22 protein-coding genes and 1 other annotated feature are annotated in these 20,451 nt (G+C 61.8%); of the genes, 10 read left to right on the plus strand and 12 right to left on the minus strand.

Annotation, left to right across the window (positions count from 1 at the left end; genetic code table 11):
• Positions 1-11: 11 nt before the first annotated feature.
• On the minus strand, positions 12-1,022 hold the full coding sequence (locus tag J2X43_RS12425) for a MoxR family ATPase (protein ID WP_310294338.1): 1,011 nt from the start codon (positions 1,020-1,022) through the stop codon (positions 12-14).
• A 157-nt stretch (positions 1,023-1,179) separates the two neighbouring features.
• Between J2X43_RS12425 and J2X43_RS12430 the strand changes: the two genes are divergently transcribed.
• The 3 genes from J2X43_RS12430 to J2X43_RS12440 are packed head-to-tail and all read left to right on the plus strand — an operon-like array spanning position 1,180 to position 3,700.
• Positions 1,180-1,803, plus strand: a complete 624-nt coding sequence (locus tag J2X43_RS12430) for a DUF1285 domain-containing protein (RefSeq protein WP_310294339.1) — start codon at positions 1,180-1,182, stop codon at positions 1,801-1,803.
• The gene (locus tag J2X43_RS12435; protein WP_310294341.1) at positions 1,800-2,450 is read left to right on the plus strand and encodes a CoA pyrophosphatase; all 651 of its coding nucleotides are present in this window, start codon (positions 1,800-1,802) and stop codon (positions 2,448-2,450) included. The genes J2X43_RS12430 and J2X43_RS12435 overlap by 4 nt, the downstream gene beginning before the upstream one ends.
• A complete protein-coding gene (locus tag J2X43_RS12440; protein WP_310294343.1) occupies positions 2,447-3,700 on the plus strand; it encodes a CCA tRNA nucleotidyltransferase in 1,254 nt (417 codons plus the stop codon). The genes J2X43_RS12435 and J2X43_RS12440 overlap by 4 nt, the downstream gene beginning before the upstream one ends.
• Here J2X43_RS12440 and J2X43_RS12445 read toward each other — a convergent pair whose 3' ends face one another.
• The 3 genes from J2X43_RS12445 to hemF all read right to left on the minus strand — a co-directional run bounded on the left by J2X43_RS12445 (position 3,701) and on the right by hemF (position 5,298).
• Positions 3,701-3,886, minus strand: coding sequence for a DUF1059 domain-containing protein (locus tag J2X43_RS12445; protein ID WP_112386239.1), 186 nt, complete (start codon positions 3,884-3,886; stop codon positions 3,701-3,703). It lies immediately after the preceding gene.
• Positions 3,887-4,000: 114 nt separating this feature from the next.
• The gene (locus J2X43_RS12450; RefSeq protein WP_112386240.1) at positions 4,001-4,267 is read right to left on the minus strand and encodes a hypothetical protein; all 267 of its coding nucleotides are present in this window, start codon (positions 4,265-4,267) and stop codon (positions 4,001-4,003) included.
• A gap of 119 nt (positions 4,268-4,386) precedes the next feature.
• Complete coding sequence (hemF, locus tag J2X43_RS12455) at positions 4,387-5,298, minus strand: oxygen-dependent coproporphyrinogen oxidase (protein WP_310294348.1); 912 nt, start codon at positions 5,296-5,298, stop codon at positions 4,387-4,389.
• A gap of 165 nt (positions 5,299-5,463) precedes the next feature.
• On the opposite strand from hemF, the gene J2X43_RS12460 reads away from it, so the two are divergent.
• A complete protein-coding gene (locus tag J2X43_RS12460) occupies positions 5,464-5,727 on the plus strand; it encodes a hypothetical protein (RefSeq protein ID WP_112386242.1) in 264 nt (87 codons plus the stop codon).
• Between the two features lie 6 nt (positions 5,728-5,733).
• Here the strand turns inward: J2X43_RS12460 and J2X43_RS12465 are convergent, their stop codons facing one another.
• A complete protein-coding gene (locus J2X43_RS12465; protein ID WP_112386243.1) occupies positions 5,734-7,380 on the minus strand; it encodes a Na/Pi cotransporter family protein in 1,647 nt (548 codons plus the stop codon).
• Positions 7,381-7,645: 265 nt separating this feature from the next.
• Positions 7,646-8,296, minus strand: a complete 651-nt coding sequence (locus J2X43_RS12470) for a glutathione S-transferase family protein (RefSeq protein ID WP_310294351.1) — start codon at positions 8,294-8,296, stop codon at positions 7,646-7,648.
• A gap of 183 nt (positions 8,297-8,479) precedes the next feature.
• Here J2X43_RS12470 and J2X43_RS12475 point away from each other — a divergent pair, with 183 nt between their 5' ends.
• Complete coding sequence (locus tag J2X43_RS12475; RefSeq protein WP_310294352.1) at positions 8,480-9,460, plus strand: SDR family oxidoreductase; 981 nt, start codon at positions 8,480-8,482, stop codon at positions 9,458-9,460.
• A 66-nt stretch (positions 9,461-9,526) separates the two neighbouring features.
• On the opposite strand, the gene J2X43_RS12480 is transcribed toward J2X43_RS12475, so the two are convergent.
• From J2X43_RS12480 to J2X43_RS12500, 5 genes are all read right to left on the minus strand, one after another.
• Positions 9,527-10,993 (minus strand): SulP family inorganic anion transporter, encoded by a 1,467-nt coding sequence (locus J2X43_RS12480; RefSeq protein WP_310294353.1) that lies wholly within the window; start codon positions 10,991-10,993, stop codon positions 9,527-9,529.
• A gap of 70 nt (positions 10,994-11,063) precedes the next feature.
• Positions 11,064-11,119 (minus strand) — a sequence feature (sul1 is cis-regulatory element that is thought to sense ions involved in sulfur or methionine metabolism; They are found in Alphaproteobacteria).
• Positions 11,120-11,193: 74 nt separating this feature from the next.
• The gene (locus tag J2X43_RS12485; RefSeq protein ID WP_310294354.1) at positions 11,194-13,137 is read right to left on the minus strand and encodes an adenylate/guanylate cyclase domain-containing protein; all 1,944 of its coding nucleotides are present in this window, start codon (positions 13,135-13,137) and stop codon (positions 11,194-11,196) included.
• Between the two features lie 61 nt (positions 13,138-13,198).
• A complete protein-coding gene (locus tag J2X43_RS12490; RefSeq protein WP_310294355.1) occupies positions 13,199-13,735 on the minus strand; it encodes an OmpA family protein in 537 nt (178 codons plus the stop codon).
• Between the two features lie 12 nt (positions 13,736-13,747).
• Entirely contained in the window at positions 13,748-14,422 is a 675-nt protein-coding gene (locus tag J2X43_RS12495; RefSeq protein ID WP_310294356.1) for a L,D-transpeptidase, read from the minus strand.
• A 180-nt stretch (positions 14,423-14,602) separates the two neighbouring features.
• The gene (locus J2X43_RS12500; protein ID WP_310294358.1) at positions 14,603-15,064 is read right to left on the minus strand and encodes a tRNA (cytidine(34)-2'-O)-methyltransferase; all 462 of its coding nucleotides are present in this window, start codon (positions 15,062-15,064) and stop codon (positions 14,603-14,605) included.
• Positions 15,065-15,083: 19 nt separating this feature from the next.
• Here J2X43_RS12500 and J2X43_RS12505 point away from each other — a divergent pair, with 19 nt between their 5' ends.
• The 4 genes from J2X43_RS12505 (at position 15,084) to J2X43_RS12520 (ending at position 17,971) form a co-directional block, all read left to right on the plus strand.
• Positions 15,084-15,326: a hypothetical protein gene (locus tag J2X43_RS12505; RefSeq protein WP_310294359.1), complete on the plus strand. Its 243-nt coding sequence runs from the start codon at positions 15,084-15,086 to the stop codon at positions 15,324-15,326.
• Positions 15,327-15,438: 112 nt separating this feature from the next.
• Positions 15,439-17,295 carry an ABC transporter ATP-binding protein gene (locus tag J2X43_RS12510; RefSeq protein WP_112386250.1) on the plus strand — a complete coding sequence of 619 codons (1,857 nt, stop codon included), beginning with the start codon at positions 15,439-15,441 and terminating at the stop codon, positions 17,293-17,295.
• A 95-nt stretch (positions 17,296-17,390) separates the two neighbouring features.
• Complete coding sequence (locus tag J2X43_RS12515; protein ID WP_310294361.1) at positions 17,391-17,660, plus strand: type II toxin-antitoxin system ParD family antitoxin; 270 nt, start codon at positions 17,391-17,393, stop codon at positions 17,658-17,660.
• Complete coding sequence (locus tag J2X43_RS12520; protein ID WP_310294363.1) at positions 17,657-17,971, plus strand: type II toxin-antitoxin system RelE/ParE family toxin; 315 nt, start codon at positions 17,657-17,659, stop codon at positions 17,969-17,971. The genes J2X43_RS12515 and J2X43_RS12520 overlap by 4 nt, the downstream gene beginning before the upstream one ends.
• Here J2X43_RS12520 and J2X43_RS12525 read toward each other — a convergent pair.
• Entirely contained in the window at positions 17,968-18,198 is a 231-nt protein-coding gene (locus tag J2X43_RS12525) for a CopG family transcriptional regulator (protein ID WP_310294365.1), read from the minus strand. The genes J2X43_RS12520 and J2X43_RS12525 overlap by 4 nt on opposite strands.
• A gap of 164 nt (positions 18,199-18,362) precedes the next feature.
• Between J2X43_RS12525 and J2X43_RS12530 the strand changes: the two genes are divergently transcribed.
• Complete coding sequence (locus tag J2X43_RS12530) at positions 18,363-20,264, plus strand: ABC transporter ATP-binding protein (protein WP_310294366.1); 1,902 nt, start codon at positions 18,363-18,365, stop codon at positions 20,262-20,264.
• Positions 20,265-20,451 lie beyond the last annotated feature (187 nt).

The raw sequence follows: 20,451 nt of genomic DNA on the forward strand, positions 1-20,451 counted from the left end.
TATCCTTGTTCTTATCCCCGGGCCTGCTTGACGAGGCCGGCAATCACATCGCGGACCGACATGCCTTCGGCGCGGGCGGCGAAGGTCAGCGCCATGCGATGTTCGAGCACGGGTTCGGCCAGAGCATAGACGTCATCGAGCGAAGGCGCGAGGCGGCCTTCGTAGAGTGCGCGTGCACGGGCGCAGAGCATCATCGCCTGGCCGGCGCGCGGGCCGGGGCCCCAGGCGACATGCTTGTCGGTCGCGGCATTGCCCTGGCCGGGACGGGCCGAGCGCACGAGGGCGAGGATGGCATCGACCACCTTGTCGCTGACGGGCATCTGGCGGATCAGGCTCTGGATCTGTGTCAGCCTGCCGGCATCGAGCACCGCCTGCGGCTTGGTTTCGCTGAGGCCGGTGGTTTCGAGCAGGATCTGCCGCTCGGCAGCAAGCTCCGGATAGTTGACGTCTACCTGCATCAGGAAGCGGTCGAGCTGTGCTTCGGGCAGCGGATAGGTGCCTTCCTGCTCCAGCGGGTTCTGAGTGGCAAGAACGTGGAACGGCGCCGGCAGGTCGTAGCGTTGGCCGGCGACGGTGATGTGATATTCCTGCATGGCCTGCAGCAGCGCCGACTGGGTGCGCGGCGAGGCGCGGTTGATTTCGTCGGCCATCAGCAACTGGGCAAAGACCGGTCCCTTGACGAAGCGGAAGGAGCGGCGCCCGCTCTCGTCCTGGTCCATGACTTCGGAGCCGAGAATATCCGAGGGCATCAGGTCGGGCGTGAACTGGATGCGGTTGGCGCCGAGGCCGAGCACTTCGCCCAGCGTAGTGACGAGCTTGGTCTTGGCAAGGCCGGGAACGCCGACCAGCAGCGCATGGCCGCCCGAAAGCACGGCGAGAAGCGTGTTCTCGACGACGCTTTCCTGACCGAAGATCACCTTCGAAACTTCTTCACGGACAAGGGCGATATCGGCAAGCGCCTTTTCGGCGGCGGCAATGATCGCCTTTTCATCGAGGCTGTCTTCGGTCTTCATCATACCCATCAGGCATCTCCAACGGCTAAATCATTCGTCGCGAATCGGCGGACTTACACCTCTGCCTCATACCCGATAGAGTTATGAAGATGTTGCGGGCTGACAAGTTCGTTTCGAATGACTATCTCGTGACTTCCCCTCGTTAAGTGCAAACCGGGACAGAAGAATGGCAGGCGAAGAGATCAGGGCGAGCGAAGATGCAGCGGGGCTGGCCGCGCTGATTTCGCGTGCCGCCGGCGAAACCGGTGGCAAAACGCGCGGTCTTCCGCCCGTGGACAAGTGGAATCCGCCCTTTTGCGGCGATATCGACATGGAAATCCGCGCCGACGGCACATGGTTCTACATGGGCACGCCGATCGGCCGGGCGCCGCTTGTCCGCCTTTTTTCGACGGTCCTGCGCAAGGATGAGGACGGCAAGACCTATCTTGTGACTCCTGTGGAAAAGGTCGGCATCCGCGTCGCCGATGCGCCGTTTCTCGCCGTCGAGATGAGTGTGACGGGACGTGGGGAGACCCAGGTGCTGACGTTTCGCACCAATACCGGCGATGTCGTCGAGGCCGGAGACGAGCATGCGCTGCGTTTCGTCATCCATGGCGACAACAGCGAGCTGAAGCCCTATCTGCATGTGCGCGGCAGGCTGGAGGCGCTGGTTGCGCGTCCTGTGATGTATGAACTGGTCGAGCTTGGCGAAGTGATCGAGGTGGAGGGGCGTCAGATGTTCTGCCTGCGATCCGGCGGGCGCATCTTTCCTGTCATGCCTGCGGATGAACTGGACGCGCTGTCCCGATGAGCGAACCGATTGCATCCCGCTATCCGTTGTATTCGGCCGATGAATTCCGCCGCCGGGCGCTCAATCAGAAGGGCGGGCCGATCGATCTCGCCTGGCGCGACCATGGCGATCACCTGATCAACCAGGATCTTCTGCCCTATGTCGAGACCATCAAGCTGCGCGATGCGGCGGTGCTGGTGCCTGTCATCGATGACGGCGACGACGCGCGGGTGATCCTGACCAAGCGCACCGAGACGCTGCGCAAGCATTCCGGCCAGATCGCCTTTCCGGGCGGTTCGATGGATCCGACCGATGAGTCGCTGGAGATGGCGGCGATCCGCGAGGCTGGCGAGGAGATCGGCCTCGCCGACATGTTCATCGAACCGGTCAGCCGCCTGCCGGATTATCTGGCGGCGACCGGCTTCCGCATCACCCCGGTTCTTGCCGTCATCAAGCCCGGCTTCACGCTGACGCCGAGCCCGGATGAGGTGGAAAGCGTGTTCGAGGTGCCGCTATCATTCCTGATGAACCCTGATAATCACGCGCTTGACAGCCGCCCCTGGAACGGAGTGCAGCGCCAGTTTTACCGCATGCCCTATGAGGAATGGATGATCTGGGGCATTACGGCCGGCATCATCCGCACGATTTACGAAAGAATGTATGCATGACCAGTGTGGCTCACGAAGCCTGGTTTCAGGATCCGCGCCTGACGCGCGTCTTTTCGCTGCTGAATGCCGATGGCGGCGAGGGCCGCGTCGTCGGCGGCGCCGTGCGCAACAGCCTGATGGGGCTCGATGTCAGCGACATCGATATGGCCACGACGCTGACGCCGGAGGCCGTGATCGCGCGGGCGAAGGCCGCGGGTATAAAGGCGGTGCCGACAGGGATCGCGCATGGCACGGTGACGCTGGTTCTCGACGGCAAGCCCTTCGAGGTGACGACGCTGCGCACCGACGTCGAGACCGATGGACGGCACGCCAAGGTCGCCTTCAGCACCGACTGGCAGGTTGACGCCGAGCGGCGCGATCTGACGATCAATGCGCTCTATGCCAATGCGGCGGGCGAGGTGATCGATCTCGTCGGCGGTCTGGCCGATATCGAAACGCGCAACATCCGCTTTATCGGCGATGCGGCGACGCGGATATCAGAGGATTACCTGCGGGTCCTGCGCTTCTTCCGTTTCTTCGCCTATTACGGCTCCGGCAGGCCGGATGCGGCCGGGCTGAAGGCTTCCGCCGCGGCGCGCTCGAAGCTCGCAACGCTTTCGGCCGAGCGTGTCTGGTCCGAGCTTCGCAAGCTGCTGTCGGCCAAGGATCCCGGCCGCGCGCTGCTCTGGATGCGGACCGTCGCGACGCTGAACGAAATCCTGCCGGAGACGGAAAAGTGGGGTATCGACGCCATTCCGGGGCTGGTGGCGACCGAGCAGGCGCTCGGCTGGGCGCCGGATTCGCTGCTCCGGCTGGCCTCAATCGTCCCGCCCGATGTTCCCCGCCTGGTGGCGATGTCGGCGCGGCTGAAGCTTGCCAATGCGGAAGCCGCCTGGCTGAAAACCTGGGCGCTTGCGGTCCCCGTGAACGACGAGATGTCGTCTGCCGCCTTTGACCGGCTGCTTTACCGCAATGCACCCGAAGGCATCATCGCACGGCTGAAGCTGGCGCTCGCGGTGGCGCGGAGCAAGGCGGAAGGCGACATGAAGGAGATGAGCCGGGCTGCGCGTCTCGGCAAGCTGCTCGATCAGGCGGAGCGGTGGCAGAAGCCGAAATTTCCGCTGAGCGGCGGCGACGTGATGGCGTCCGGCATACCGTCGGGTCCGCGCGTCGGCCAGCTGTTACAGACGCTCGAAGAGCAATGGGTCGATGAGAATTTCGTTGCCGACCGGGCGGCGCTGCTCGCCCGGCTCAACGATATCACGACATGATCAGGCCGCGTTCGCTTCGTTGCGGATGCGAGCCTTGATATTGTCGACCATGTTTTCGCGGATGGTGGTCTCGCCGTGGGCGGTCTTCATATGCTCAACCGCGCGGCGGACGACTTCGGCGTCGTCATTGGCACGGGTATGCCAGTCGCAGCCTGGAACGAGCGTACCGCATTCGAAAAGTCGCATTGTATCCTCCTTGATCCGGAACGTGACAGGATCGCGCAAATTCACGCGTAGCTTGAATGTGCAAAGAGGGGAGAAGGTTCCGGCCGATCGCGGCGATCGGCCGGATTGATAGGCTTATTCCGGCATCGCCCAGAAACGGTAGCAGTCCGAAGACTGGTAGGGCGTGTTGGAATTGGCGCTTTCGCGGCCCTGGCCCTGCAGCTCTTCCGGCGATTTTCCGCCGGCGAGCTGAAGCTTGACCTGCTCGATGAAGCAGGAAAGGGGCAAATCCGAGCCGCTTTTCGCCCGCATGTCTTCTGCGAGACGGCTCAGAAATTCCGGGGCATCGATTACGCGGGATGATTGCTGCGCATCCGCGGATGAACCGCTTTGTATCGTCATGGACAATCCTCCTCCGATTGTTATGCACATACAAATTGATTTAGAACGCGTTCACCCTTCTTGAAGGGCATTCAACATGTTTTTACCCGTACGTTATCGTACAGTCTGATCTGCAGCGCCTACGGCCATTTCACCGTTGGCGGCATGGACGAGAGAATCGACTCGATATTGCCACCCGTCTTCAACCCGAAGATGGTACCGCGATCGTAGAGGAGATTAAACTCCACATAGCGGCCGCGACGAATCAATTGTTCCTCACGATCCTGTTCCGTCCACTGTTTGTTGAAGTTGGCGCGAACAATCTGTGGATAAACTGCGGCAAAGGCCCGGCCGACGTCCTGCGTGAAGGCGAAATCGGCCTCCCAGCCGCCGGCCTCAGGGCTCGAATGCAGCCAGTCGTAGAAGATGCCGCCGGTGCCGCGCGGCTCATTGCGGTGCTTCAGCAAGAAATATTCGTCGCACCACTTCTTGTAGGCATCGTAATCGGCAACCGCGTGCTGGCGGCAGCTGAGTTCAAGCGCCTTGTGGAAGAGCTGCGTATCTTCGTCTTCCTGGCTACGGCGGCGGTCGAGAACCGGCGTCAGGTCGGCGCCGCCACCGAACCAGCGGGTCGAGGTCACGACCATGCGGGTGTTCATGTGGACGGCGGGCACGTTCGGATTGACGGGGTGGGCGATCAGCGAGATGCCGGAGGCCCAGAAGCGCGGGTCCTCATTGGCGCCGGGGATCTGGGCGCGGAAATCGGGGGCGAATTCGCCATAGACGGTCGAGGTGTGAACGCCGACCTTTTCGAAGACGCGGCCATGCATCATCGACATGCGTCCGCCGCCGCCCGCGCCATTGTCACGCGACCAGTCTTTGCCGATAAAGCGGCCCGGCTCGCGATCGGACATCGGTCCGGCGAGTTCGTCTTCCAGTGCCTCGAAGGTGGAACAGATCGTGTCGCGCAGCTGCCGGAACCACGTCTGGGCCGCAAGCTTCTTGTCTTCGATGTCGGCGGGAAGGCCTGCCGGCAATACTGGTCTTTCCATACTAACCCCCATAGGCCGCAGCCGGAGCCGCGACCCGTCATTCCTGATTGCGACGCCTCCTATCAGCTAGGAACGCCAGTCGCCAGCGGGCGGAAGGCCGCAGTCAAGATTCGACTCGCAAATTAGCGGCTTCGATACTACCTTTTTCCGGCAGAGGTAGGTTTCATGAATAAAATTCCGGGACCTCCGTCATTCGACGGCTTGAAACGAAGGATCGAGCGGCATCGCGCCGAGGGGACGCCCCGCACGGGCGCGGACCGCTTCGTGCGCGAAACATACCGGCTTGCGCTGCTCGATGCGCGGGCCAAGGCCCGAGAATGGTTTGCCGAATATCCGAAGGCGGCCTACTGGACCGAAGTCGAAAGCTGGCGGCAGCTCGATAATGATCAGATCGAGTTCACGATGCGCCGCCTGCCATCGGCCGACTGATCATCTCTATTCCGCAGCGTCCTTGAGGCGGCTTTCGATGAGGAGGCCGTGTTCGTCCATGATCGGATGGGCGACCGAGACGATATGGGCGTTGATGCGCTTCAGGTCGCGCAGCATGTCGAGATGCAGCGAGCTGGTCTGCAGGCTGTCGGCGCGGCCGTCGCGCAGGCGCTCCAGATGGCGCTCGGAGGACTGCTTCTCCATCCTGCGGACCTCGACCTTCACTTCCATCATCTGCTTGGCGAGTTTGAAATCGCGGGTGACGAAGATCGTCTGGGCGATGCGAAGATTGTCGATCGTCAGGTGGAAGAGCTTCTTCAGCTCCTCATAGCCGTCCTCAGAGAATTTCAGGCCGAGCGAAGCCTTCTTGGTGACCTGCGGCAGCAGACCCTTCTCGATGATATCGCCGATATGTTCGAGGTTGATCGCATAGTCGATGATGACGATCGAGCGGCGTCCGTTTTCCTCGCTGAGGCCTTCGCGGCCGAGCTTGGAGAGATAGATCTTCACTTCCTGCTGCAGGCTGTCGACGCGCTTTTCGAGCGAGGGAATTTCCTTGAGCTTGGCAAGATCGTCCTTCTCGAAGGCATCGGAGGCGCGCATCAGCATGCGCTCGATGAGATCGCCGACGCCCAGCGTTTCGCGCGTGGCACTGGCGAGAGCCACGACCGGGGTCGAGAGTTCGCCCTGATCCAGATATTTCGGGGCGTTGTCGGGCTGCGCTTCTTCCGGCACCAGGCGCAGCATCAGCTTCGACAGCAGGCGCGAGAAGGGCCAGGCGACGGCGGCAAGCATCAGGTTGAAGCCGAGATGGGCATCGACGGGCAGCTTTGCAGGCGCCAGCGGAAGAAGCTCCAGAAGTTCCGCCCCGTAACCGGCGAGCGGCAGGGCGATGAGACAGCCGATGGCGCGCACGATCAGATTGCCCAATGTCACCCGTTTGGCCGAAGCCGGGCCGGAGAGCGAGGCGACAACCGGCGGAATGGCGCCGCCGAGATTGGCGCCGAGCACCAGGATGATCACCAGATCCGCAGAGAGGATGCCTGTCGATGCCAGCGACAGGATCAGCACGACGGCGGCCAGACTGGACGAGGAGATGAAGGCAATGCCCGCCGAGAAGGCGAGCGCCACCGGCCAGGCATTGTCGAGCAGGCCGACGAAGGCCGCGAGTGCCGGCGACTGGCGCATCGGTTCGGTAGCGCTGCTCAGCAGATGCAGCGACAGGAGCATCAGGCCGATGCCGATCAGCGCCGTGCCGCCGCCCTGTCGGGAGGTGGAACCGCTGCGATAAAGCACGATGCCGGCAAGGATCACCAGCGGCGAGAGCCATTCGATGCCGGTGGCGACGATCCAGGCGGTGACGGCGGTGCCGACATTGGCGCCGAGCAGCACGATCTGCGCCATGCGCGGCTTGACCAGCTCACGCTCGACGAAGGAGGCGACCATCAACGCGGTGGCCGTCGAGCTCTGCAATGCGACGGTAGCGACGAAACCGGAGAAGAAGGAGCGCAGACCGCTGCGCGTGCCGGTCGCAAGCCCTGTCCGGAGCTTGGCGCCGAAGGCCCGCGACACGCCATCTTTGACCTGCGCCAGGCCGAATAGCAGCAAGGCTACGGCACCGAACAGGTTTATCATGACGATCGTGGATTCCATTATCAGCAGTCTTCTTCTTGGTTGGCGTTTGCAATGCTGTGCATATTAGAATCACGTCATTGCCAATTCGTTGAAATTGCTGCGCAGTGACGGATTTTTGTTTGCCCGGCTAACAATAATAGGCCGATTTGGCAGCAACACAACGCCGTTTGCGACATATTGCAGGGATGTGCCGTCATCTACGGCAGAGCCGCTGGAAATCAATGGCATCCGGCGGCGAATGCTACCGGATGCCGCAGATGATTTCGGGTTCGAAGGGCCTTGGTCAGCTCTGCGAGGAGGCCAGAAAAACCGCCAACTGTGCATCGAACGCGCGCTTGTAGGCTGGCCGTGCCTCGCCGCGTGCGACATAGGCCGCTAGGTTCGGGAATTCATCGAGCAGATTGGAGCTTTTGAGCCGCTGAAGCACCGAGATCATCTGCAGGTCACCGGCGCTGAAATCGCCGTCCAGCCAGTCGGCAGTGCCGAGGCGTCGTGACAGTTCGGCCAGCCGCTTGCGGATGCGGCCGGTGAGGAGGGGGAGGCGTTGTTCGTACCAGCTCTCGTTGCGCTCCAGAAAGCCTGTCGCTTCCCGTTCGACAATCGGCGGCTCGATGGTGCTGACGGCGGCAAACAGCCAGGCGATGGCGCGAGCGCGGCCGTTCTGATCCGCGGGCAGCAGGCCGGGGAATTGTTCGGAGATATGGAGGATGATGGCGCCGGACTCGAAGATCGCCAGGTCGCCGTCTTCGTAGGTCGGGATTTGCCCGAAAGGCTGGAGCGCCAGATGGGCGGGTTGCTTCATCGCCTCGAAGGACACGAGACGGACCTCATAGGGTTGCTGGACTTCTTCGAGTGCCCAGCGAACGCGCATGTCGCGGGCCATTCCGCGGCCGCGATCGGGCGAGCATTCAAAGGCGGTGATGGTGATCGTCATCGTTTCCTCCAGAACATGTCTGTCTTGAAGACGTCCGGACAGCCAGGGTTCCGACATCGGCTTGTATCTTGGCACCGCTTTCCGGCCGCGGCGCGCCCCTAGGATTTGCGGGAGACGATCAGGCCCATTCGCGCTATGAAAAGCAACCACAGATCCTGCCCATCACATACCGAGGTCTCTTCCATGGCTTTGAACGTGCTTTTCATCGGCGGTACCGGCCAGATCTCTTATCCCTGCGTCGAGCGCGCGGTTGCTCAGGGACACCATGTCAGCGTCTTCAACCGCGGGCTGAGAGGCGATCCGCTGCCTGCCGGCGTGACCTCGATCACCGGCGAACTCGGATCGGCAGCCTATGCCGATCTCGCCAAGGCCAACTACGACGTCGTCTGCCAGTTCATCGCCTTCACGCCGGATCAGATCGCCCGTGACATCGAGATATTTTCGGGCCATTGCGGCCAATACATCTTCATCTCGTCGGCCTCTGTCTATGAAAAGCCGGCGCGCCATTATGTGATCACCGAAAACACGCCTGCCATCAATCCCTACTGGCCCTACAGCCAGGCGAAGATCGCCTGCGAGGAACTGCTGAAGAAATCCAGCAATCTCGCTTGGACGATCGTCCGGCCCAGCCATACCGTCCGTACCGGCCTGCCGATCATGATGGGCGAGAGCGATATCATGGCGAGGCGCATGCTGGATGGCGAGCCGACGATCGTCGCCGGCGATGGCCACACGCCCTGGACCCTGACGCGTTCCGTCGATTTCGCCGTTCCCTTTGCCGGACTGTTCGGCAAGCAGGCGGCGCTCGGTGAGATCTTCCACATCACTTCCGACCGCGCGCATATCTGGAACGACATTCAGAAAGCGATCGCGCGGCTGCTCGGCGTCGAGGCCAAGATCGTCCATGTCCCGACCGACACGCTGATCAAGTACAATCCGGACTGGGTCGGTCCGCTGGTCGGCGACAAGGCCTGGACCGCCATCTTCGACAATTCGAAGGTCAAGCGCGTGGCGGGCGATTTCACCTGTGCCGAGAACCTCGACGACATCCTGGCGGAACCGATCCTACATCTGAAGCAGCGTCTGGCGAAGAACCGCCCGCCGAAGGGCGAGTTCGATGCGCTGATCGACCGGATCTGCGCGGCGCAGAGCGCGTTGGGGTAGGGCTTCCCTTAAGCAAACGATCGATGACGACGGCCTGCCGTCATCGATCCCGTTGCCGAGGTGCGGTCAGATTTCTTCAAGCTTCGTTGAGCCATCGAGGCTTCGGATCAGAGTCGCACTGGCATCATTCAATCCCAAGACACGGGATGCGATGCCATGGGTATTGAAACGGTCTACGACCCGATCGAGTGCGGCGACTGCCGTGATGTCCCAGAAATGCGCCTGTGAAACGTCGATCGTCACGTCCATGCCCTTGGACTGTTCGATGTCGAATGCGTCGATGAAGACGTCGGCCGATGCAAAGAATACCTGACCCGACACCAGATATCTGACCTGACCCGCATCGGCGTCGATCTCCGTTTTCACTTGCAGGAGACGGGCCACCTTGAACATGAAGAACACGCCGCTCAGCAGGACGCCGACGGTGACGCCCAGAGCCAGGTTGGCGCTGAACACCGTGACGAGAACAGTTACGAGCATGACGGCGCTCGACATTTTCGGGTGAACGACCATCGTCTTCAACGACGACCAGTCGAAGGTATCGATAGACACCATGACCATGATGGCAACGAGTGCGGCGACCGGAACCTGAGAGACCCAAGGCTTCAGCAGCACCATCAGCACGAGCAGCAACGCGCCGGCGAAGAGAGTGGAAAGCCGGCCGCGGCCGCCGTATTTCACGTTGCTCACCGCCTGGCCGATCATGCCGCATCCGGCGATTCCACCGAACAGGCTGGACGCCATGTTGGCGATGCCGAGGCCGGTGCATTCCCTGTTCTTCGAGCTCGGCGTTCCGGTCAGATCGTCAACGACGCTCGCCGTCATCATCGATTCCAGCAGTCCGACCATGGCAATGGCCAGCGCCGGTCCGGCGATGATCGTCAGCGTTTCGAGCGTGATCGGGACGGCGGGCCAGCCGAAGACCGGGAGGGAATCAGGAAGTTTGCCGAGATCGGCAATCCTCATCACCGGAAGGTTGAACGAGATCGCAGCGACCGTCAGGATGAGAATGCAAATCAGCGGAGAGGGGATGGCTGTGGTCACCCTTGGCGCGATGTAGATGACCGCCAGACCCGCTGCCAACATGCAGTAAGCCAGCCAGTCTCCATCGACGATATGCGGCAGCTGAGCAGCGAAGATCAGGATCGCCAGCGCATTGACGAAGCCCGTTCGTACGGATTTCGAGACATAGCGCATCAGGACGCCGAGGCGCAGAATGCCGAAGGCGATCTGAAACAGCCCCGCGAGCAATCCGGCGGCGAAGAGATATTGAAGTCCGTGCGCATGAACCAGCGGTGCCGCGACGAGGGCGACCGACCCTGCCGCAGCCGATATCATCGCCGGACGGCCGCCCGTGAAGGCAATGACGATGCCGATGACAAAGGACGCGAACAGGCCGACCTGAGGATCGACACCGGCGACGAAGGAGAAAGCGATGACCTCAGGGATCAAAGCGAATGTCGCGACTGCTCCAGCGAGCATTTCGCGCCTGGGATTGGCGGACCAATCCCTGCGGACGGAAGAAAATTGCATGTGATAAGTTCTCGCAAAGCATGACGAGCGCGCTCTTACGAGCGGCCGGTTGATTGGCATGCAGGTTTTGCGTGGTCTGGCGGATCGGCGGCCAGAAGAGCCACCCGGAGTTTCACCGGGTCCGTGGTGAGTGAATTCGTATTATCGCAATTCGTCCGCAAAGCAATACGCCGCCGCTCTGGCGCGAAGCGGCTACTACATCATCCGGCGACTTTCCGTTCGTCGATGTTTTCCTCGCTACCTACCCCAGCAAGCTCCCATATATCCACCTTCTCGGCGCGCCCCTTGACCTGCACCAGACCGAGCGGGCGCATTTCGAACTGCCCGGCAACGGCATCGCGTGTTGCCGCGCTCAGCAGGATCGAGGTGTTGAACTGCTTGTTGAGCCCTTCCAGCCGCGAGGCGACGTTGATCGTATCGCCCATGGCCGTGTATTGCTGCCGCGAGATGGCGCCGAAGCTGCCGACGACGGCGGGGCCGGTGTGCAGGCCGAAACGGGTAAAGAGTTCCGGCAGGCCGTTTCCGGCATTGGTTTCGTTCATCGCATCGATCGCCGCCTTCATGGCGAGCGCGCAACGGCAGCCGTTTTCGGCATGTCTCAAATCTTCGACAGGGGCATTCCACATGACGAAGATGGAGTCGCCGAGATACTGGACGACGGTGCCGCCATGGCGCTCGGCGATGGTGTTCAAGAGCTCGAAATAGGCCGAGAGTATATCGACGACGTCCTCGGGCGAGTGCTGCTCGGATATGGTGGTGAAGTCACGGATATCGGTGAAGAGGACGGTGACCTCCTGCCGTCTCGCCTTGACCATCGTGCGGTCTTCGGAACCGACGATCCGCCGGACCACTTCGCGCGGCACATAGAGCGCAAACTGGCGGATGGCGTGGCGGCTTGCGGCCAGCGCCGTCGCCAGCGTGTTGATCTCCGAGATCCAGGAATGCGAGGCCGCCTTCTCGCCGACATCGAGATCGCCGATCCGCCGCGCCTCGTCGGCAAGCTTGTTCAGCGAGCGGCTGACGATGCGCGACAGGATCACCGATGCCGCGACACCGGCGATCAGGAACCCCGCGGCGATCAGGAGATTGTGGATCAGCAGCCGGTTGGCCTGTGCCACCAGATCCTCCAGCGGCACGACGATGGCGACGACATCGCCCTTGAACAGGCCGGAGACGCTGACCGGGGCGATCTGCAGCAGGTGTCTTTCGCCGTCGAGCTCGATGCGCGCCAGGCCGCCATTGGCAAAGGCCGGGTCGTGGCGCAGCCGTGCCACGGTTTCGAGGCTGCTGTCGAAGCTGTTGGCGGTCGTATCGGCCGGGCCCGTGCTTTTCGACCAGATGTCGAGCAGCCTCTGCATGATGGCAGGGTCGGAATGGGCAACCAGATCGTCCGCATCGTCGATGATATAGGCGCGTGCGCGCGGCGCGATACCCTGCGCATCGAGCAGGCGGCCGACGGTTTGCAGGTGGATATTGATGCCGACGACGACCTTGGCGTTGTCGCGCATCGGTGCGGCGACGGTCAGCGTCGGGACCTGAAGCGTTCCGGCGACATAGGGGCCGATCGAGATCGCCTGGCCATCGCGAACGGCGGATTGATACCATGGGCGCTGGCGCGGATCGAAGGAGGCGTAGTCGATGTTCTTCTCGCCGAGCGGTCTTGCCTGACTGTCGAGAAAACGGAGCGTCGAAATGACGTCGGCGCTTTGCCGCTCGGCGATGGTTCTGATCGCGAAGGCGGTGCCATCGGGCGCCGCAAGGGTTTGGCGCACATCGCGCCTGCTGGTGTTGATGACCTGCACATAGGAGCCGTCGGGGTAGCCGGTGTAGATGCTGGTGGCATTCGGAATGTTGCGCAGGGCCTCGATCAGAAATTCCTGCTTTGCCTGCAGATCCTGCGGCGGCGGGGAGGCGAGCTGCGGCAAGGTCGAGGCGAGGGCGACCGCCTCGGTGCCGCCCTGCAGCGTGTTGCGGTAGCCCTCGATCAGCCGCAGGCTCATTTCGCGCATCTGCTGCACGCCGGCGCTGACAGCCGCCTCGCGGCCATGGCTGAAGGCCAGCCAGATGATTGGCGTCGAGGTACAGAGCAGCGATGCGACGACGAGGACGCCGAGATGCAGCCTTAGGGGTTTGGACCAGTGCACGCGATTTTCCTCGACATCAGGAGAGGCGGCGGCGCCTGGAGAAAGCGCGCCGCCAATCCGGTCAGACGGCGTCCGGTTCCTTGCGCAAATTGGTCACGACGCGGCGGTTCTGCACCTTGCAGGAGCGATCCGTGCAGTCGCGAACCTCGCGGTCCTTGCCGTAGCCCTTGGCCCACATCCGCTTGGCATCGACGCCCTTCGAGACGAGGTAGGCCATCGCGGCATCGGCGCGCTTCTGCGACAGCGTCTGCATCTTGGATTCGGAGCCGGAATCATCGGCAAAACCCTGCAGCTTGATCAGCCATGCTGGGTTGCGGCTCAGCCAGGCGGCCTGGCTGTCCAGCGTTGCCATCGCAACGGAATCGAGCGTGGCGGAATCCTGGGTGAAATAGATGCGGCGGCCGACATTGAGGATGAAGTCCTCCTCGCTGCCCGCCGCGACCGTCTCGAAGCCGGGGGCGGGGTCATTGGTCTTGCCTGTCATCGGCGTTGGCGCGGGTTCCTCCACCGACGCAATATTGCTCGTGGTGCAGGAGGCAAGGGCCATCAGCATGGCTGTGGCGGCGAGACGGCCGGCAAATCCGGTCTTGAAAGGCATCTGGTGATTTCCTCATTCGACCGGGGTTGTCTGGCTGACCTGGGCTGCAGGCTCTGCCTGATCGGCAATATGCGGCAGGACCTGCACCGCGGTGCCGATCGGGCAGCGCTGATAGAGGTCGATCGCATCCTCGTTGAACATGCGGATGCAGCCGCTCGAGGCGTCCTTGCCGATGCTCCAGGGCTCAAGCGTGCCATGGAAACGGTAACCGGTATCGACGCCATCACGCAGCAGATACATGGCACGTGGCCCGAGCGGGTTCTTCGGCGAGCCGCCGGCCACGAATTCCGGCAGTTCCGGATGGCGCTTGCGCATCTCCGGCGGCGGCGTCCAGCGTGGCCAGAGCGCCTTGCGGTCGATCGTGGCGCGTCCGAACCACTTGAAACCCTCGCGGCCGACGCCGACGCCGTAGCGGATCGCCGTCTTGTTTTCCATGATCAGGTAGAGGAAATGGTGCCGGGTATCGACAACAACGGTGCCGATCGGCTCGGTGCTAAAATACTTGACGACCTGGCGCTGCCAGCGCCTGTCGATCTTGGCGAAGTTGGTGCTTTGATAGGTTATGCCGTTATCCACGGCGGTTCCGGCAAAATACGAGGCGGCGGCGGCAAATGCCGGGCGCTGAACCGCGCCCGCTGCAAGTAATGCCATGCCCCCATGCAAAACAGTTCTGCGGGTCCACTCCATCGGCAAGATCCCCCTCAAAGCCAAGCAGCGAAACCGCAGTAAATCAGGTTTTCTATTTGCTACAACAGAAAATTCTCCAGCAGGGGTGGCTCACGTTACGGCTTTCGGGAAACTGGTTCCTTGGCCATTACTCGGCGATGGCAATATCGCCCCAAGATTTCGCCGAAGCGGCCCGGAGCTTCAGCTCCAAACCGTCTGCCGCATCGCTTCTCCTGTTATCATCGCGGCGGAGACGGCGACGTTGATCGAGCGCTGTCCCTCGACCATCGGGATGAGGAGCCGCCCATCGGCCTTGTCATGGACGTGATCGGGTACGCCGGCGCTTTCGCGGCCGAAGAGCAGGATGTCATCGGGCCGGAAGGTGAAGCTGGTGTAGGGGCTGGAAGCCTTGGTCGATGCCAGGATCAGGCGGCGCCCTGTGGTTGCGCGCCATTCCTCGAAGCGGTCGAAATTGACATGGCGGGTGAGGGCGGCCGATGAGATGTAGTCCATGCCGGAGCGCTTCAGATTGCGGTCCGATATGTCGAAGCCGGCTGGCTCTATGATATCGACGGCAAAGCCGAGACAGGCGGCCAGTCTCAGGATCGTGCCGGTGTTGCCGGGAATGTCCGGCTGGTAGAGCGCCAGTCTGAGGTCGGTCATCGCTATCTCCGGGAAGGGCGTGCCAGCCCTAGAACATGTGTGTTTTGAACGCAACAGGACGCATTTTGACCCTGAAATGTTCAATTTCCGCCGATTTTCAGCTGGAAATTTGGCGATTTTCGCGTTATCGGTGCACATCTTCAAACGCCAGCAGGGAGGCCGACATGAATATTTTGCTGCTCACGCGCCTTCCGGCCGTCATCCGACCGCTGGTGATGGCGCGTTCCTGACGCGCAAAAGCTTTCTCAAAATCCCCCATTGATCCATTGCGCGGCTGTTGTGGCCTCGCCCCTTGAACGTCCGGTTCCCATATGTGCTCAAGCGCGGATTTGCGCGGGCCGGGAGACGGAACGGTACGGTTCCGGAGCATTTTCATGTTTGGCTGGTTCGAACAGCGGTTGAATCCCTTCCCCAGCGAGGAGCCTGTGGCGCCTCCCACGGGGCTTTTCGCCTTTTGTTGGCACTATACGAAGCCGGCGGCACCCTGGCTTGCGATCATGGCGGTCCTCACCGCGCTGATCGCTGTCGGCGAAGTGGCGCTTTTCCAGTTCCTCGGCGATATCGTCGACTGGCTCGGCAACGCCGACAAGGCGACCTTCATGCAGAACGAGTGGCAAAGGCTCGCCTGGATGGGCGCGCTGATCCTGATCGGCCTGCCGCTGGCAGCGGGTATCGACTCGCTGATCATGCATCAGGTGCTGCTCGGCAACTATCCGATGATCGCCCGCTGGCAGATGCACCGCTTCCTGCTGCGTCACAGCATGACCTTCTTCGCCAACGAGTTCGCCGGACGCGTTGCCACCAAGGTGATGCAGACGTCGCTGGCCGTGCGCGAAACGGTGATGAAGATCCTCGACGTCTTCGTCTATGTCGTCACCTATTTCATCTCGATGATCGTGGTGATCGCTGCGGCTGACTGGCGGCTGATGATCCCGATCCTCGTCTGGCTCGGCGTCTATGTCGGCATCGTCTCCTATTTCGTGCCAAGGCTGCGCCGGATCGCCAAGCAGCAGGCCGATGCGCGCTCGATGATGACGGGGCGTGTGGTTGACAGCTATACGAACATCGCGACCGTTAAGCTGTTTTCGCATGCCGGGCGGGAGGAGAGCTACGCCAAGGAAGGCATGGACGAATTCCTGCAGACGGTGCATGCGCAGATGCGCCGTGTGACGCTGTTCCACATGTCGGTCTACATGAACAACTGCATCGCGTTGTTCGTGATTTCGGGCCTGTCGATCTGGTTCTGGCTGAACGGCGAGATCTCGGTCGGCGCCATTGCCATCGCCATTGGCCTGGCGATGCGTGTCAACGGCATGTCGCAGTGGATCATGTGGGAAGTGTCGGCACTCTTCGAGAATATCGGTACCGTCTATGACGGCATGGATATGATGACGAAGAACCACGATATCACCGATCTGCCGGGTGCGCCGGTGCTGCAGGCCAAGCGCGGCGCGATCCACTACGAGCGGATCGGCTTCCACTACGGTAAGGGCAAGGGCGTCATCGAGAACCTGTCGCTCGACATCAAGGCCGGCGAGAAGGTCGGCCTGGTGGGCCGCTCGGGCGCCGGCAAGACGACGCTGATGAACCTGCTGCTGCGGTTCTATGACCTGGAAGCAGGGCGTATCACCATCGACGGTCAGGATATCACTGCCGTGTCGCAGGAAAGCCTGCGGGCGCTAATCGGTGTCGTGACGCAGGATACCTCGCTGCTGCACCGCTCGATCCGCGACAACATCGCCTACGGCCGTCCGGATGCGACGGACGCGGAGGTGATCGAGGCGGCGAAGCGGGCGAATGCCTGGGAGTTCATCGAAGGGCTTTCCGACATGCACGGCCGCAAGGGGCTGGATGCTCAGGTCGGCGAGCGCGGCGTGAAACTGTCGGGCGGCCAGCGCCAGCGCATCGCGATCGCCCGCGTCTTCCTGAAGGACGCGCCGATCCTGGTGCTCGACGAGGCAACCTCGGCGCTCGATTCCGAAGTGGAAGCGGCGATCCAGGAAAACCTCTTCGCGCTGATGCAGGGCAAGACGGTGATCGCCATCGCCCACCGCCTGTCGACGCTGACCGAGATGGACCGGCTGATCGTGCTCGACAAGGGCAAGATCATCGAGTCCGGCTCGCATAGCGAACTGGTCGGAGAGGGCGGCATTTATGCCGACCTCTGGACCCGCCAGTCCGGCGGTTTCCTCGCCGATCACGAGGAAGAAGCTGACGCCGCGGCGGAGTGAAAATGAGAGAGCCCTTTCGGCGGAAGCCGGGAGGGTTTCTTAACTGTTGAGAACAGTTAAGAAACCATGCTATCTTTTCTTCGAAGGAGAACGTGATGGCGACCGTGACGATTTCACTGCCTGACAGCCTGAAAACCTTTGTCGAAAGCCAGATGGCAAGCAAGGGTTACGGCAATGTCAGTGAATATTTCCGCAGCCTTATTCGAGACGCGCAGACGCGCGAAAACGACGCTCGCCTGGAAGCGCTTCTTCTGGAAGGTCTCGCATCAGGTGACGGGTCGGAAGTCACGCCCGAGTTCTGGGCCGATCTGAAAAAGGAGGCCGCGCAGTTGCTCTCAACGCGGCAGGAGAAGAAGCTGCGGTGAAGCTCGTCGTCAAGCCTGCCGCGCGCCGCGATATTCTTGCGCAAGCCGTGTATTTCGCGGAGCAGGGCGGCGAGGCGCTTGCCAATCGATTTTTGCACTCCGTCGAGAACTCGCTCACGCATTTGCTGGATCATCCTCAGGCCGGCGCTCCCAAGTTTTTCGACAACCCGGCGTTGGCAGGGTTGCGGTCCTGGCCGGTCGCGGATTTCGAAGATGTGAGAGCGTACTATCTGGCGACCAGCGCCGAGGTTTCGGTGTTGCGCGTCCTGCACGGGAAGCGCGACCTGCCGCACATTCTGGGCGACGGCTAAAGGCTATCCGCCCAGTCGCGGACGCGGTGGGTCTCGACGATGAACATGGTGTTGGCGCTGGCAAGCGTGCGCAGGTCGAGCAGGCGGCGTTCCTCTTCGCGCTCCAGCCATACGGCGACGGCCTCGCTGACGATCGCGTCGTGCTCGATCCCGAGATGTTCGGCGGCGGCCATCAGCCTTTCCGCAATTGGAAGCGGAATATGCACTCTCAGCATTTTCGTTTCCATGCCTGGATGTCTCCGTTGAGCGTCGATTGTACTCCGAGATTGTGGCGAGGTCAGCGGCATTCAACACGCCTCACGCCGATATTATCGAATATTACCAAAATATAAGGTTGTGTCAGCCGCCGTTACTCTTTGCCGGTCCGGGGTTTTTGCCTATATCGGCACTCATGTTGCTGCGCCCCATTCTCAACCTGTTCGAAACCTGGATCGACCCCTTCCGTCAGCGGGATAATATCCAGCCGCCGCGTTCGACGCTGGGTTTCATCTGGTTCTACATCGGCCAGGCACGATGGCCCTTCATTGCGATGCTCGTGCTCGGCGGAATGTCGGCGGCGATCGAGGCGGCGCTCTTCTGGTTCGTCGGCCGTCTAGTCGATATTCTGAGCACCATCAAGCCCGGAGACGGCTGGAGCAAATTGCTGGGCGATCACGGCACCGAGCTTTTCGGCATGCTGGCGCTGATCGGCATCGTGCGCTTCGTCGTCGCCTTCCTGATCGCGCTGGTCGATCAGCAGGTGATCACGCCGGGATTTTACAATCTTGCCCGCTGGCAGTCCTATCTGCATGTGTCGCGCCAGTCGCTGCAGTTCTTCGAAAGCGATTTTTCCGGCCGTATCGTTGCCAAGGTCTGGTCGGCGGGGCAGGCGGTCGGCGATCTGGTGACGTCGCTGATGGAAAGTGTCTGGTTCGTCGGCATCTATGCGGCTGCGACGCTGGTGCTGGTTGCGCGGCTCGATTTCTCGCTCGCGGCCGTGGTGTTTTTCTGGATCGTCGCCTTTGGCGTGCTGGCGCGCTATTTCGTTCCGCGCATCCGCTTCCACTCCCGCGAAACCGCCGAGGCGGCGTCGATGCTTAACGGCCGCATGGTGGATTCCTACAGCAACATCCAGACGCTGAAGCTGTTTGCCCGCGACGAGGAAAGCGACCGCTATATGCGGCAGGGCTTCGACATCTATCAGGAAACGGTGCTGCGCTTCACGCGCTTCATCACCGGCGTGCGCGCCTCGATGGCGCTGCTGTCGGGCCTGATGATCGTGACCATGGCGGGGCTCAGCGTCGATCTGTGGCTGCGCGGACTGATAAGCTCCGGCGCCGTCGCCTTTTCGCTGGCGCTGGTGCTGCGCCTGAACTTCCTGCTGGGCCGGTTAATGACGCAGTTCAACGGCATTATGCGCAACCTCGGCACGATCCAGAATTCCGCGGAGCTGATTTCTCAGCCCCTCGGGCTTGTCGACCGGCCCGACGCGCGCGAACTCGTCATCCGCGAACCGAGCATCCGCTTCGAGAACGTTTCGTTTCACTACGGCAAGAGCAAGGGTGTGATCGACAACTTCTCGCTGACAGTCGCACCCGGCGAAAAGGTCGGTATCGTCGGGCGTTCAGGTGCCGGAAAATCGACGCTCGTGAACCTGCTGCTTAGGATGTACGACGTCGAGGGCGGCCGCATTCTCGTCGATGGACAAGACATCGCCGCCGTGCGCCAGGAGACGCTGCGCATGCAGGTCGGTGTCGTCAGTCAGGATACGTCGCTGCTGCACCGCTCGGTGCGCGACAACATTCTGTTCGGCCGTCCTGATGCCGGCGAGGGCAAGCTGATCGAGGCGGCGAAGCGCGCCGAAGCCATGGGTTTCATCGAGAGGCTGCAGGACCAGAACGGCCGCAAGGGCTTCGACGCCCATGTCGGCGAGCGCGGCGTCAAGCTCTCCGGCGGCCAGCGTCAGCGTATCGCGATTGCCCGCGTGATGCTGAAGGACGCGCCGATCCTGGTGCTCGACGAAGCCACTTCGGCGCTCGATTCCGAAGTCGAGGAGGCGATCCAGTCGAACCTCAACCGCATCATGGACGGCAAAACGGTGCTGGCGATCGCTCACCGGCTCTCGACCATCGCCGCGCTCGACCGGCTGATCGTCGTCGATCAGGGGCGAATCATCGAGGAAGGCACGCATGAGGCGCTGATTGCCAAGGGCGGGCTTTACGCCGAACTCTGGGCCCGGCAGTCCGGCGGGTTCCTCGCCTCCGATGACGGCGCTGGCGAGGGTACGGGCGGACGCGAGGCCAAGGTGGTCTAGAGCAGAGGCTCCAGCGCCCTCCAATCCCGCGAAGCCTGCGGATTGACTTGAAAATTTCATCTGAAATTTCCCGCGACATTGTGCCGTCAGCCCCTTGTCAAGGGTAGACATAATTTGCGATCAAGCATAGAACGCGCCGGATTGGTGGGGAGTCTGTGGCCGAATTGTGTCTTCAACAGATTCGTCG

It is taken from the genome of Rhizobium sp. BE258 (genome assembly GCF_031457345.1).
Lineage (GTDB): Bacteria > Pseudomonadota > Alphaproteobacteria > Rhizobiales > Rhizobiaceae > Rhizobium.